Annotated in this window: 9 protein-coding genes; all 9 read left to right on the top strand. The window is 70.2% G+C overall.

All coding sequences use genetic code 11. The annotated features are described in order from the left end of the window. Positions 1-235: 235 nt before the first annotated feature. The 9 genes from ABD172_RS12060 to ABD172_RS12020 all read left to right on the top strand — a co-directional run bounded on the left by ABD172_RS12060 (position 236) and on the right by ABD172_RS12020 (position 12,195). A complete protein-coding gene (locus ABD172_RS12060) occupies positions 236-2,017 on the top strand; it encodes a thiamine pyrophosphate-binding protein (protein WP_344309971.1) in 1,782 nt (593 codons plus the stop codon). Between the two features lie 106 nt (positions 2,018-2,123). Continuing rightward, positions 2,124-2,720 (top strand): DNA starvation/stationary phase protection protein Dps, encoded by a 597-nt coding sequence (dps, locus tag ABD172_RS12055; protein WP_344310030.1) that lies wholly within the window; start codon positions 2,124-2,126, stop codon positions 2,718-2,720. Between the two features lie 368 nt (positions 2,721-3,088). Then, positions 3,089-5,308 carry a catalase gene (locus tag ABD172_RS12050; protein ID WP_425546683.1) on the top strand — a complete coding sequence of 740 codons (2,220 nt, stop codon included), beginning with the start codon at positions 3,089-3,091 and terminating at the stop codon, positions 5,306-5,308. A gap of 131 nt (positions 5,309-5,439) precedes the next feature. After that, positions 5,440-5,850 carry a CBS domain-containing protein gene (locus tag ABD172_RS12045; protein ID WP_344309967.1) on the top strand — a complete coding sequence of 137 codons (411 nt, stop codon included), beginning with the start codon at positions 5,440-5,442 and terminating at the stop codon, positions 5,848-5,850. Between the two features lie 68 nt (positions 5,851-5,918). Next, the gene (locus ABD172_RS12040) at positions 5,919-6,209 is read left to right on the top strand and encodes a hypothetical protein (protein ID WP_344309966.1); all 291 of its coding nucleotides are present in this window, start codon (positions 5,919-5,921) and stop codon (positions 6,207-6,209) included. Between the two features lie 136 nt (positions 6,210-6,345). Next, positions 6,346-7,782 carry a glycoside hydrolase family 15 protein gene (locus tag ABD172_RS12035; RefSeq protein ID WP_344309964.1) on the top strand — a complete coding sequence of 479 codons (1,437 nt, stop codon included), beginning with the start codon at positions 6,346-6,348 and terminating at the stop codon, positions 7,780-7,782. Between the two features lie 182 nt (positions 7,783-7,964). Beyond that, positions 7,965-9,194, top strand: coding sequence for an ornithine cyclodeaminase family protein (locus ABD172_RS12030; protein WP_344309962.1), 1,230 nt, complete (start codon positions 7,965-7,967; stop codon positions 9,192-9,194). A 14-nt stretch (positions 9,195-9,208) separates the two neighbouring features. Next, a complete protein-coding gene (locus ABD172_RS12025) occupies positions 9,209-10,489 on the top strand; it encodes an FAD-dependent oxidoreductase (protein ID WP_344309961.1) in 1,281 nt (426 codons plus the stop codon). A 101-nt stretch (positions 10,490-10,590) separates the two neighbouring features. Beyond that, complete coding sequence (locus ABD172_RS12020) at positions 10,591-12,195, top strand: APC family permease (RefSeq protein WP_344309959.1); 1,605 nt, start codon at positions 10,591-10,593, stop codon at positions 12,193-12,195. Positions 12,196-12,309 lie beyond the last annotated feature (114 nt).

Here is a 12,309-nt window from a genome sequence, read left to right as displayed (position 1 = left end):
TTCGGTCACCCCCTCTCACATCGAGAGGGTACGAAGATCGACCCTCCTGGTCGTCGGAGGTTCGTCGAATGCTCACGGGTGTTCTTTCTGTTCAGGGCACGAGTGGGCTGCGTCCAGACTACCCAGTGCAGGCCCGGGCGATTCCCAGCCGTTTCCCGGCGAGCCACCGGCGTGGGAAACGTTGAGGGAAACGGCAGAAACCTTGCCGTGACACACCGCTCCGTAGACTTCCGGAATGCTCTCCGTCCCCTCTCCCGAGAACCCCGCCGAGAACCCTACCCATGGCGCCGTCGACCTCTCGTCCGAATCCCTCGGCAGCCACGTCGTCCGCTGCCTCGCGGCCCACGGAGTCTCGACCGTGTTCGGCATCCCCGGCACCCACAACATCGAGGTCTACCGCGGGCTCACCACCCACGGGCTGCGCCACGTCTCCACCCGCCACGAACAGGGCGCGGTGTACGCAGCCGACGCCTACGCGCGCACCGGCACCGGGCCCGGCATCGTCGTCACGACCTCCGGCCCGGGGCTCACGAACGCGCTCACCGGACTCGCGAACGCTCACGCCGACAGCGTGCCCGTCCTCGTGATCTCCCCGGGGGCATCGCGCGGCACCGAACGCCGCGACACCGGTGACCTCCACGAGACCCGCGACCAGCGCGCCGGCGCCGCCGCGTTCGTCCAGGACTCCATCCGAGTGGAGACGAAGGCGCAGGTGACGCGGGCGATCGAGGAGATCTTCCACTCCTGGGCCACGGCCCGTCCGCGTCCCTTCCACCTCGAGATCCCGCTCGACGTCATCGGTGATCCGTGTGCCACGGAGGACCCCGCCGACTACGCCGTCCGCCCCTGGTTGCCGGCCGCCACCCAGCCCTCTCCCGGAACCCTCGCCCGCGCCGCCGAGGTGGTCCGCGCCTCGGCCCGTCCGCTCGTCATCGCCGGGGGCGGGGCGGCGGACGGCGCGCCGGATCTCGTCGAGCTGGCGGAGCACCTCGGCGCCCCCGTGTACACGACGTCCCAGGGCAAGGGCACGATCCCGGAGACGCATCCGCTGTCCGCGGGTGTCCTCAGCGGCGGTTTCGTCGACGTCGCACCGCTGCACGAGGCCGACGTGGTCCTCGCGATCGGCACCGAGTTCAAGGACGCGAAGTACCTCGCTCCCGACGCCACGGTGGTCCGTTTCGACATCGACGCGAAGCAACTCCACTCCCAGCGGCGTGCCGACCTCCCGGTGCTCGGTGACGCCGCGACCTCGGTCTTCGACTTCCTCCGAGCGCTCGAGGCCGCGGAGGGCGCGGCGGACGGCAGGGCGGAGCCGCTCCCGGACCTTCCCGACGCGGTGCTGCAGGATGCCCTCGGTGCGATGGCCGCCGAGGTGGGGAGCGCCTCGGCGGACCTCCCGGCCCCACGGACCCCCGAGGACCGGGCCGCCTGGGTCGCCCGGGTGCGCGAGGACGCGCTCGCCCGTCTCGCGCCCGTCCTCGAGGAGTTCGGTGTCCTCCACGCCGCGCTCGTCCCCGCACTCGGCGACGACGTCGTCTTCACCGGCGACAGTTCGCAGGTGTCGTACTCCGGGACCGCGCTCGTCCCGCTCCTCACGGAGCCGCGCCGGTTCCTCACGACCGACGGATACGCCACCCTCGGATACGCGCTGCCGGCCGCCATCGGCGCGAAGATCGCCCGGCCCGAGGCCGACGTCGTGTGCCTCGTCGGTGACGGCGCGTTCGTGTTCAGCGTGCAGGAACTCCTCACCGCGGCGCAGGAGGGGCTCGGCCTCGCGGTCGTCGTGTACGACAACCACGGGTACCGGGAGATCCTCGGGAACATGACGGATGCCGGCGTCCCGCCGATCGGCGTCGACTTCGGTGGGCCCGACTACGCGGCGCTCGCCACTGCGATGCACTGCGGATTCGCCGCCCCGCAGAAGCCCGAGGAACTCTCCGCCGCCGTCCACGACGCGGTCCACGGCGACCGGCCGGTGCTCATCCACGTGACGGAGCAGGTGGTCGGAGGGTGGTGACCACGAGCCCCGCGAAATGAGCCCCGCCTTACCGAGGTTTGCCTGTCTTCACTGGTCAACGCGGTGAGGGGCACATAGTCTCGGTTCCACGGGTGCGGCTCGGGCGCTGCTCGACACGGCTCGGGCACCACCGAACCGGGGCCGGAGCCCGCCCCGCCGCACCAGCGCAGTACGGACGAGCAGTACCGACGAGTCAACAGGAGGAACCATGTCATACACCGTTCCCGGCCTCGGTCAGGACGAAGGTCGCAAGGTGAGCGAGATCCTGCAGGATCGCCTCAACGCCTTCAACGATCTGCACCTCACCCTCAAGCACGCGCACTGGAACGTCGTCGGCCCGAACTTCATCGGTGTCCACGAGATGCTCGACCCGCAGGTCGAACTCGTCCGTGGGTACGCGGATGCGGTCGCCGAGCGGATCGCCACCCTCGGCGGCGCACCCATCGGTGTTCCCGGCCGGTCGACCTACCAGCGTCCCTGGGACGAGTACACGCTCGACAAGGGCACGACCCTCGATCACATCGCCGCCCTCGACAAGGTCTACGCGGGCCTCATCGCCTCGCAGCGCGCAGCGATCGCAGACGTCGGTGACATCGACCCGATCACCGAGGACATGCTCATCGGCCAGTCCGCCGAGCTCGAGCAGTTCCAGTGGTTCCTCCGGGCCCACCTCGAGGACGCCGCCGGCAACGTGCCGTCCTGACGGGAGCGGCGGCCCCCGGGCCGCCCCACCCCACCACCGGCCGAGGCGCCGCGACCTTCCCAGGTCGTGGCGCCTCGGCGCGTCTGACCCGCGGAATCCAACGGCTTCACCCACGACGACTCAATCGGTTGCCGTCGCGCGGAACGGCAACCGAATGAGTCGTTCCTGGCGAATCCGTTGCCATGGCCTGCGCTGCCGAACCCGACCATGCGCCGAGGCGCCCGTTCCCCGCACAGGGAAAGGGCGCCTCGGTTCGTTTCCCACCGTCCAGCGAACTCTGAGCCGCTCACCCCTGGCCGGGCCCAAACGGGCCCGGTAGCGTTCGAGGTGCCACACAAGAACGTCCCGAGACACGATCGAAGGAGCACATTGTGACGAGCACCATTCCCGGTAAGCCCGGATCCGCTACGCCGAGCGTCGAAGAGCCCACGGCTCCCCGCGAGCCGCTTCCGGCAGCTCCCGACCAGCGTGGCCCGGAGAACGTGAGCGCGACCGGCGTGCCGACCGGCGCCCCCGAGGCCTCCCGCGCTCAGTCCGGAGCGGCCCTCACGACGGCCCAGGGTGTGCGCCTGCGCGACACCGACCACTCGCTCAAGGCCGGCAGCCGCGGGCCGACGCTCCTCCAGGATCACCACCTGCGGGAGAAGATCACCCACTTCGATCACGAGCGCATCCCCGAGCGTGTCGTCCACGCCCGCGGCGCCGGTGCCCATGGTGTGTTCGACTCCTACGGCACCGCTGCCGGCATCACCCGGGCGACGTTCCTCGCGGAGAAGGTCTCCACCCCGGTGTTCACCCGCTTCTCGACCGTGCTCGGGTCCCGCGGGTCCGCGGACACCGTCCGTGACACCCGCGGATTCGCGACGAAGTTCTACACGAGCGAGGGCGTGTTCGACCTCGTCGGCAACAACATCCCCGTCTTCTTCATCCAGGACGGCATCAAGTTCCCGGACGTCATCCACGCCGGCAAGCCGCACCCGGACCGGGAGATCCCGCAGGCGCAGAGCGCCCACGACACGTTCTGGGACTTCGTCTCCCTCCACCCGGAGGCGCAGCACCACACGATCTGGAACATGTCCGACCGGGGGATCCCGCGGTCCTACCGGACGATGGAGGGCTTCGGCGTCCACACGTTCCGCATGATCAATGCACAGAACGAGACGACCCTCGTGAAGTTCCACTGGAAGCCGAAGCTCGGCGTGCACTCGCTCACCTGGGAGGAGGCCCAGATGATCGGCGGCCTCGATCCGGACTTCCACCGCCGGGACCTCGCGGACGCGATCGAGGCCGGCGCGTTCCCGCAGTGGGAACTCGGGCTCCAGGTCTTCCCCGACACCCCGGACCAGATGTTCGAGGGGATCGACCTGCTCGACCCGACGAAGATCGTCCCGGAAGAACTCGTCCCGGTGCAGCCGGTCGGCCTCCTCACGCTCAACGCGAACCCGAAGAACTTCTTCGCGGAGACCGAACAGGTCGCGTTCCATCCCGGGCACCTCGTGCCGGGCATCGACGTGACGAACGACCCGCTGCTCCAGGCGCGGCTGTTCTCGTACATCGATACGCAGATCACGCGCCTCGGCGGGCCGAACTTCGCGCAGATCCCCGTCAACCGCCCGCACGCCCCCGTCAACGACATGTTCCGTGACGGGTTCCATCAGGACGCCGTCCACGAGGGCGTCGCCCCGTACAAGCCGAACTCGCTCGACGGCGGATGCCCGTTCCACGCGGCGATCGCAGGGGACCCGAACGCCGGCGACGCGCTCGTCGACGCCGCGTTCATCGACGTCCCCGAGGAACTCGGCACGGTGCGGAAGGTCCGTGAGAACCCGCAGTCCTTCGAGGACCACTACTCGCAGGTCACGCTGTTCTTCCGCAGCCTCAGCCCGGTCGAGCAGCAGCACGTGATCCAGGCCTACACGTTCGAACTCGGCAAGTGCTACGAGCAGGCGATCCGCGAACGCCAGCTCCAGCACCTCGCGAACATCGACGGGTACCTCGCCGCCGAGGTGGCACGCGGCCTCGGCCTGCCCGTCCCGGAACCGACGGTGCCGCCGGCCGAGGACGTCGTGCCCAGCCCCGCACTGTCCCAGGTGGGCAAGGAGTGGCCGCTCGACGGCCGGATCATCGGCATCGTCACGGACGACACCTCGGACGCCGAGGTGGTGCACGGCCTGCGCGAGGCGATCGACGCCAAGGGCATGGTGCCCCTCGTCATCGCCCCCACGGGAGCGCCGCTGCCCGACGGCAGCCCGGTGCAGCGCACGTACCTCACGGCCCGCTCCGTGGAGTTCGACGCACTCGTGTTCGCGACCGGGAGCGCACAGGTCGACGCAGGAACGCACCCGAACGAGGACGCGAAGATCGCGGACCCGGCCGGCGCGGGCACCGTCGACCCACGCCTCACGCTGCTCGCGGCCGAGGCGTATCGGCACGCGAAGGCCATGGTCTTCGCCGATCTCACTCCCGTGCTCGAGGGCGCGGGCGTCGACCGGGAGGCCCCCGGCGTGTTCGTCGGTGACCCGGCGACGAAGCTGCAGGACCTGTTCACGGCGATGACCACACACCGCGTGTGGCAGCGCTTCCCGTGAGCACGCGGCACTACTGAGCCGTCTGCGGCACCTCGACCTCACCACCTGCGGGGTGCATCCGGATCCCGGATGGACCGCATGCGCAGGAGAACGATCACCACGCACAGGAACACAGGAGAGGAGTCAGCACCATGAAGGCACGTGAACTCATGACGCCCGGCGCGGAATGCATCGGCGAGAACGATTCGCTCACCCAGGCTGCACAGAAACTCCGGGACCTGAACGTCGGATCCCTCCCGATCTGCGGCGAGGACGACATGCTCAAGGGAGCGCTCACCGACCGCGACATCGTCGTGAAGGCGCTCGCCGAGGGCATGGAACCGAACTCGACCCGCGCCGGTGCCCTCGCGGAGGGCAAGCCGGTGACGATCGGAGCGGACGACAGCATCGAGGAGGCGATCCGCACGATGCAGGAGCACAAGGTGCGGCGCCTGCCGGTCATCGACGGGCACGAACTCGTCGGCATGCTCGCGCAGGCCGACATCGCCCGGAACTTCCCCGAGGACCGGGTGGGCGAGCTCGTCGAGTTCATCTCGTACTGAGCCGTCCGGCACAGCAGCCGGGCGCGCACACCCGGCACAGAAACCCGGCACAGAGAGGAGTGAGCGCCATGGCGAACGACGCGAGTGAGGCACGCACGACGACCGATCACGACACCATCCGCGAATGGGCCGAGGCGCGCGGCGGCGTTCCCGCCACCGTCGCCGGCACCGAGTCCGGTGGGGGAGAAGCGGGCATTCTCCGTTTCGACTTCCCCGGAGGTGCGGGTGAGGACCAACTCGAGCACATCGACTGGGACGAGTGGTTCGACAAGTTCGAGAAGAAGAATCTCGCACTGCTCTACCAGGACGAGAAGTCCGACGGGGAGGGCAGCACCTTCCTCAAGCTCGTGACGCGGTAACCGCGCGCCGGTTCGGGCGTACGACCCCCGGGCACAGCACCGGGGCACGGATCCGGGACGCAATGGGGCGCCTCGGCGGAGGATCGGGTACCTTCGGGCAATGGTCCCGAACCCACCACCGCCGAGGCGCCGCGTCGTGTCCGACACCGGGGCTGTGCCCGGCACCGCCCCCGTGTCCCGGCCGGCGCGGTCGGTAAGTCGCCGGGAGGCGCTCGTGAATGCGGGGCTGCTCGGCGCCTCAACGATGGTGCTCCCGATGGTGCCGGCGATGCCGGGTGAGCAGCCGCAGGGCCCGGACGCCGTGCCGGTCGCCGGCCCCGACGGGATCGTCGACCCGGCGTTCGCCCACCATCCGCTGTACTCGACGGCGGTCGGCATCGGGGAGGACGGGAAGCGTCGCCTGCTACCGGTCGGAGAGGATCCGGGCTTCCTCGACGGCACCCGCGTGTACGGCGATTCCGCGCGGGCTCGCGCGCTCGCGGAGGAACAGACCGCATGGCTGGCGGCGGGCCGGGTGCCCGGCGGACCGGGATCCGGTGCCGCGGAGTTCACGGAGATGATCCGTACGGCGCTGCTCGATCTGCACACGCTCACCACCGAGGACGGCGGAGTGGCCGCCGGATGGTCGGTGAAATGGCGGTACCACTGGCCCCGGGACTGCGCGTTCGCAGCGCTCGCCTTCGCCCGGACGGGACACACGGCGGATGCGCTGCGGGTGCTCGAACGACTGTCCGCGGTCCAGCAGGAGGACGGTCGGTTCCAGGCGCGGTACGTACCGGGAAGTCGGGACGTGCCGGACCGCCGCGGGGTCCAGTTGGACGGGACCGGATGGGCGCTGTGGGCAGCCGCAGGGGTGCTCGCGGAGGTGCCGGATGCCGAGGTCCCCGCATGGTTCGCCCCGTTCGTCGATCGGTCGCTCGCGTGCCTGCTCGACCTCGTCGGGGGCGGCAACAGACTCCCGCCGCCGTCGCCGGACTATTGGGAGGTGCGGGACCTCGCGGTGTCCCTCGGCACGGCGGCGCCGCTCCTCGCCGGACTGTACGGTGCGGCTGAGGTCGTGGGGCGCCTCGGCGATTCCGCGCGGGAGCGCGAGGTGCGGGCCGCGGCCGAGCGCTACGAGGAGACGGTGCACGCCCACTTCGGCGCTGCCGGGTACCCACGGTTCCGGTTGTTCGGACGGTTCGACGCCTCGGTCGTGTTCCTGCTGCCGCCGTTCGTGCCCACGGGGACGGGCGCACGGTTCGCGGAGGACACCGCACGGGCGCGACAGAAGGCGGAGGCACGGATGCGCCGGCCCGCCGGCGGACTCGCTCCCGGGGAGGGCTGGAAGCGCGACGGGATCAGTTGGACCCCGGCGACCGCGCTCTTCGCCTGGAGCCACGCGAGCAGCGGTGAGACCCGGCGGGCGCGGGAGTGGATGCGGTGGCTCGAGGAGCACCGGACTCCCCACGGCGCCCTGCCGGAGAAGGTGCTCGCGGACGGTTCTCCGGCGGCGGTGGCACCGCTCGCGTGGACGGCCGCGCTCGTCGTGCTCACGGCGGTGGCGTTGGAGGGGCGCAGCGCCGAGGGGTGAGGACTCCGTCCGACGCCGGGCGTCACGGAATGTAAAAAGGTCCGTCCGAATCCGACCGCGGACGTAAACACCGCGTAACACGGAGTGAGACGGGGGTCACCCGGGCGTAGACATGGAGGGAGCACTTCGTCCCCAGGTGTACTCACCCGGTACCCGACCTCGACCCCAGAGGAAATCCCCGTATGACCGCCGAAGCCGTCGCACCCTCCGTACCGCCTGCCGCGCCGACCACCCCCGCAACCGCCACCCCTGTCATTCCCGAGGCCACCGCCGCGGTCCTCCCGGACCTCCCCACGGTCGACTTCCTCTGGCTGAGCGAACCGGACATGATCGCCGCCGGCGTCACGGACATGAAGCTCGTCGTCGACACGATGGAGAAGACCCTCGGGCTCCTCGCCGCCGGTGACTACCGGATGGCCGGCGACAACAACGACTCCCACGGCGCCATGGTCTCCTTTCCGGCGGACCCCACCCACCCGGGCATGCCGAAGGACGCCGAGGACCGCCGCTTCATGGCGATGCCCGCGTACCTCGGCGGGGAGTTCGGCACGACCGGCGTCAAGTGGTACGGCTCCAATGTCGACAACAAGGGCCGCGGACTGCCCCGCTCGGTCCACCTCTTCGTCCTCAACGACACGGAGACCGGCGCCCCCATCGCCCTCATGTCCGCGAACCTCCTCTCGGCGTACCGCACCGGTGCCGTTCCCGGCCTCGGCGCCCGGTACTTCGCCCGCCCCGACTCGAAGGTCGTCGGCGTCCTCGGGCCCGGCGTCATGGCGAAGACGACGCTCGCCTCGTTCGTCGTCGAATGCCCCGAGCTCGACACCCTCAAGCTCAAGGGGCGTGGGCAGAAGTCCCTCGAGAACTTCATCGCGTGGGTGAAGGAGACCTACCCGCAGTTCACGACGATCGAGGTCGTCGACACCGTCGAGGACGTCGTCCGCGGCTCGGACCTCGTCACCTACTGCACGACCTCCGGCGAGAAGAATCCGGATACGTACCCACTCGTGAAGAAGGAATGGGTGAAGCCCGGCGCGTTCCTCGCGATGCCGTCCTCGTGCAACGTCGACGACGCGATGCTCGGCACGACGAAGGTCCTCGACGGGTGGGGTCTCTATGAGGCCTGGTACCACGAGGTGCCGAAGCCCTCCCACCACCACGTCCCCATCCTCGGCTCCAAGTTCGCCGACCTCGTCTTCGACGGAAAGATGAAGCGTGAGGACCTCGTCGAGATCGGTGATGTCGTCAACGGCGACCGCCCGGCCCGGCAGTCCGACGAGGAGATCGTCATCATGTCCGTCGGCGGCATGCCCGTCGAGGACGTCGCGCTCGCCACCACCGTGTACCGCCGCGCGAAGGACCTGGGCCTCGGGCAGTCGCTGCGCCTGTGGGACGCCCCGGCACTCGCGTGATCGGGGGACCGGACATGAGCGCACACACAACCACGCCTCCCACCGACGACCTCGTCGACGTCGCCGTCATCGGCGCCGGCACCATGGGGTCGATGACCCTGTGGCAGCTGGCCGAGCAGCCGGGCCTCAGCGTCCTCGGCATCGAGCAGTACGGGCCCGCCCACTCCTACGGCGCCTTCACCGGGGAATCCCGCCTCTACCGCGCCGCGAACAAGGAGGGCCTCATCTACACCGAGGCGGCCCTCACCGCCCGGCGTCTGTGGGCCGAGCTCGAGGCCGCCTCCGGCAGGCGCATCCTCGAGAGGATCGGCGTCCTCGGGGTGGGCCCCACCGGGCACGACGCCCTCGAGATGACGATCCGCACCGCGACCGACAACAACCTCCCCATTCGCGTTCTCGACGCGACGGACCTCCGCCGCGAGTACCCGCAGTTCCACGTCGAGGACGACGACATGGGAGTCCTCGACCTGCTGGGCGGTGGGCTGCGGCCCGAGGTGGCGGTCGCCTCGGCGCTCCACGAGGCACAGAAGCACGGCGCCCGCGTCCTCTTCGACACGACGGTGCGGGCGATCGAACCGGGCAGCAGCCCGGACGCGCCCGTCGCGATCGTGCTCGACGAGGGCGGCGGCGCGAGGAGCAGCGACACGAGCAGCGGCGGTGAACTGCGCACCGTGTACGCCAGGAAGGTGGTCGTCACCGCGGGCTCGTGGACCGCACAGGTGCTGCCGGAGCTGAACGACCTCGTGAAACCGATCCTCTTCAGCCTCTTCTGGTTCATGCCGCGGAACGTCGACGCCTTCGCCCCCGATCGCCTCCCGGGGTGGATGCGGGACCTCGGCGAGCGCCATGCGTTCGGTGTGCCCTCGCTCGACGGCTACAGCTTCAAGCTCGCCCCGTCGATCGCCGGCAACGAACCGGCCGAGACCTGGGACGCCCTCGACTTCGACCTCACCCGCGAGCAGGTGCGCGAGGTCGGACGGATCGGCGCGCTCATGTTCCCCGACGTCGATCCGGAGCCCGTCCGCTGGTCCCGCCACCCGGACTCCACGACGGCCGATCACGTCCCCGTCATCGACGCGATCCACGACGGGAGGGTCGTCGTCGCCGGCGGCATGTCCGGCAACGGGTTCAAGTTCGCGCCCGCCTACGGGCGCATCGCCGCCGACCTCGCCCTCACCGGGACGAGCACCCTCCAACAGTCCATGTTCACCGTCGAGTCCCACCGCGCCCGCGCCGCAGCCCGGGCCGCAGGCGGCACCGTCGACGGAGCCGACCTCATCCTCCAGGGGCACTGAGCTCCTCAGGGGCTCTGCGTTCCCCAGGGGCTCTGCGTTCCCCAGGGGCACTGAGCTCCCCAGGGGCATCCGCCCGCATCCGCACTCCGAAGGAGTCCCCGATGAATCCGCCGCACGGCTTCTCCGCCGCCCCGGCGACGGACGGTACCCCCACCGCCGAGGCGCCCCGCGCCTCGGGAGGGCCCGTCACCGGCGTCGCCGAGGCACCCGCCCACACCCGGGACGTGCCCGCTGAGTTCGCCACCGAGGTGACGACCCTCGGAGCGCCGGTCGGCGCCTCGGCGGGTGATTCCGGGGTACCCGGGTCCGGCCGCCTGAGCGGCACGCTCGGCACCTTCGACATCGTGCTCATGGTCGTCGCGGCGGCCGCCCCGCTGTCGGTGACCGCGGCGACGATCCCGCTCATGTTCCTCGTCACCGGCAGCACCGGGGTGCCCGCGTACATGGCGGTCTGCACGCTCATCCTCCTCGTGTTCTCGGTCGGGTTCACGCGGATGAGCGCGTACATCCGCAATGCCGGCGCGTTCTACTCCTATGTGCAGGCGGGGCTCGGCCGGGTGCTCGGGAACGGCACCGCGTTCCTCGCGATCGGCGCCTACTTCCTGCTCCTGCTCGCGGTGTACTTCCTCTTCGGGATCATGACCGCGGACCTGTTCGGTGCGTTCTTCGGGCTCTCCGTCCACTGGGCGGTCCCGACGGCCGTCTGCCTCGTCGCGACTGCGGTGCTCGGATACCTCAACATCGACCTGAGCGCGAAGGTGCTCGGCGTCTTCCTCGTCCTCGAGACCCTCGTCGTCGCGGTCCTCGACGTCGTCATCATCGCCCGCGGGGGTGCCGAGGGCCTGTCGCTCGTGAGCTCGCTCGGCATCGGCGACCCCGCGTCCTCGTGGGGCCTCGGCCTCATGTACGCGGTCCTCGGGTTCATGGGCTTCGAGGCGACCGCGGTGTTCCGCAAGGAGACGAAGGACCCGGACACGACGATCCCGCGCGCCACCTTCCTCGCCGTCGTCTTCATCGGAGTGTTCTACACGCTTTCTGCGTGGTGCATGAGCATGGGCGTCGGCCCCGGTGGGATCGTCGACGCGGCGACCGAGGACTACGAGGGCGTCATCCTCACCCTCGGTGCCACGTACGTCGCTCCCGTGTTCAACTCGATCATGCAGGTACTCATCATCACGAGCCTCTTCGCCTGCATCCTCGCGTTCCACAACGTCACCGCCCGGTACCTCTTCTCCCTCGGCGGGACAGGAGCCCTCCCGAGGCGCCTCGGCCGTCCGCACGCCGCGTTCGGGACGCCCTCCTTCGCCTCCGCGGTCGTGTCCACCGGTTCCGTCGCCGTCGTCGGTGCGTACCTCCTGTTCGGGCTCGACCCGCTCACCGTCGGCTACACGTGGCTGTCGGGCACCGCGACCCTCGGACTCCTCGCGCTCATCGCTCTCACGAGCCTCGCCGTCATCGTGTTCTTCGCGCTCCGAACACAGGACCGGAACCCGTGGGGTACCCGGATCGCGCCGGGCCTCGCGCTTCTGGGGATGGCCGTCATCCTCACGGTCGTCATCGCGAACTTCGTCGACCTCGTCGGGGACCCGGTCGCCGCCGTCGTGCTGCCGGTCCTGCTCGCGGTGCTCCTCGGGGCGGGCATGGTGTCCGCGCTCGTCATGAAGGCACGGCGCCCGGCGGAGTACGCGGCACTGCTCGACCAGTAGGGGCGCGGCACAGGACGCGGCACCGGCGAATCCAGCACTCTGCCCCCGTGGCAGCAGTTCAAGTGGCTGTTGACGAATTGTCGGCCGTCCCCACCTCGGGGCTGTTGGAACCTT

This window comes from Brevibacterium samyangense (assembly GCF_039529845.1).
Lineage (GTDB): Bacteria > Actinomycetota > Actinomycetes > Actinomycetales > Brevibacteriaceae > Brevibacterium > Brevibacterium samyangense.
Note: the sequence above shows the minus strand (reverse complement) of the source record. Positions and strands in the feature narration are given on the sequence as shown.

What these genes read in the sequence shown, in the direction of transcription:
- ABD172_RS12045 (WP_344309967.1), top strand. Translation starts at nt 5,440, where the DNA reads ATGAAGGCACGTGAACTCATGACGCCCGGCGCGGAATGCATCGGCGAG.
- ABD172_RS12020 (WP_344309959.1), top strand. Translation starts at nt 10,591, where the DNA reads ATGAATCCGCCGCACGGCTTCTCCGCCGCCCCGGCGACGGACGGTACC.
- ABD172_RS12040 (WP_344309966.1), top strand. Translation starts at nt 5,919, where the DNA reads ATGGCGAACGACGCGAGTGAGGCACGCACGACGACCGATCACGACACC.
- ABD172_RS12030 (WP_344309962.1), top strand. Translation starts at nt 7,965, where the DNA reads ATGACCGCCGAAGCCGTCGCACCCTCCGTACCGCCTGCCGCGCCGACC.
- ABD172_RS12060 (WP_344309971.1), top strand. Translation starts at nt 236, where the DNA reads ATGCTCTCCGTCCCCTCTCCCGAGAACCCCGCCGAGAACCCTACCCAT.
- ABD172_RS12025 (WP_344309961.1), top strand. Translation starts at nt 9,209, where the DNA reads ATGAGCGCACACACAACCACGCCTCCCACCGACGACCTCGTCGACGTC.